This is a genomic window from Micromonospora thermarum, from assembly GCF_012034245.1.
Taxonomy (GTDB): domain Bacteria; phylum Actinomycetota; class Actinomycetes; order Mycobacteriales; family Micromonosporaceae; genus Micromonospora; species Micromonospora thermarum.
Map to the genome: position 1 here is coordinate 1 of NZ_JAATEO010000088.1, position 1,329 is coordinate 1,329.

Sequence of the window (1,329 nt, forward strand, 5' to 3'; positions counted from 1 at the left end):
TGAGGTTCCCCCGGTAGCTCGGAGGCTTTCGATCATGCTCTGATGGAGCTGAAGGGAGTCATCCGTGGCAGCACCGAAGAAGTACCCCGATGAGCTGCGTGAACGTGCGGTGCGCTTGTACCGGGAGTCGGACCCGAAGCCCGTGATCCGCCAGCTGGCCCGCCAGCTCGGTGTGCATCACGAAGCGTTGCGGAACTGGATCCGTCAAGACGAGGCCGACCGGGGTCAGCGTGACGATCGGCCGACGACCTCGGAGTTGGAGGAGTTGCGCCGGTTGCGGCGGGAGAACGCCGAGCTGAAGCGGGCGAATGAGATCCTGAAGGCCGCGTCGGCTTTTTTCGCCTCGGAACTCGACCCGACCCGGCGACGGTCGTGACGCTTGTCGACGAGCTACGCGACCGCTTCGGGGTCGAGCCCGTCCTCCGGGTTATCGGCGTTGCCGTCTCCACCTACTACGGCTGGCTCGCCCAGGCCGCGCAACCGTCACGGCGGCGCCGCGAGGACGCGGAACTGGCGGTGGAGATCGCGGAGATCCACGACGTGTCGGGCGGCAGCTACGGCAGTCCGCGAGTGCACGCCATGCTGCGCCGCCAAGGCCGCCAGGTGGGTCGCAAGCGGGTGGAGCGGTTGATGCGGACCGCCGGCCTGCAAGGGGCGTTCCTACGCAAGAAGTGGCGCATCCCGTCGACCCGGTCGAACCCGAAGGCGACACCGGCGCCGGACTTGGTCAACCGGCAGTTCACCGCCGCGGCGCCGAACCGGTTGTGGGTCGCTGACGCCACCCGCATCCCCTGCGGCGAGGGAGTGTTCTGGCTCGCCGCCGTGAGGGATGTCTTCTCCAACCGCATCGTGGGCTGGCGGTGCTCCGACCGCTGCGACACTGACCTGATCCTCGGCGCTCTCGAATACGGCATCTGGTCCCGCGACGTCCGTGACGGCCAACTGATCCACCACTCGGACAGGGGCTCGAACTACACGTCGTTCCGCTTCGCGCAACGCTTGGCCGACAACGGGATCCTGCCATCGATGGGGTCGGTCGGTGACTCGTTCGACAACGCCCTGATGGAGAACTTCTGGTCCACCTTGAAGATCGAACTGGTCTACCGCAACTCCTGGCGCACCCGCGACGAGGCCGAGAACGCGATCTTCACCTACATTGACGGCTGGTACAACACCCGCCGCATCCAGAAAGACCTCGGCTGGCGATCCCCAGACGAGTACGAAACCGCCTGGCACACCCACCAGGCACAGCACGACGAGGCAACTATCGTTCAGCCTGAGCCCACCGGCGCCAGGTAACCAACCCTCCGGCAAACCGGGGGAAGCTCA

Annotated in this window: 2 protein-coding genes; both read left to right on the plus strand. The window is 66.3% G+C overall.

The features are described from left to right. The first annotated feature begins 64 nt into the window (after nucleotides 1-64). Nucleotides 65-376 carry a transposase gene (locus HCJ94_RS29305; RefSeq protein ID WP_104113285.1) on the plus strand — a complete coding sequence of 104 codons (312 nt, stop codon included), beginning with the start codon at nucleotides 65-67 and terminating at the stop codon, nucleotides 374-376. After that, nucleotides 373-1,299 (plus strand): IS3 family transposase, encoded by a 927-nt coding sequence (locus HCJ94_RS29310; RefSeq protein WP_168004234.1) that lies wholly within the window; start codon nucleotides 373-375, stop codon nucleotides 1,297-1,299. The genes HCJ94_RS29305 and HCJ94_RS29310 overlap by 4 nt, the downstream gene beginning before the upstream one ends. The last annotated feature ends 30 nt before the right edge of the window (nucleotides 1,300-1,329 follow it).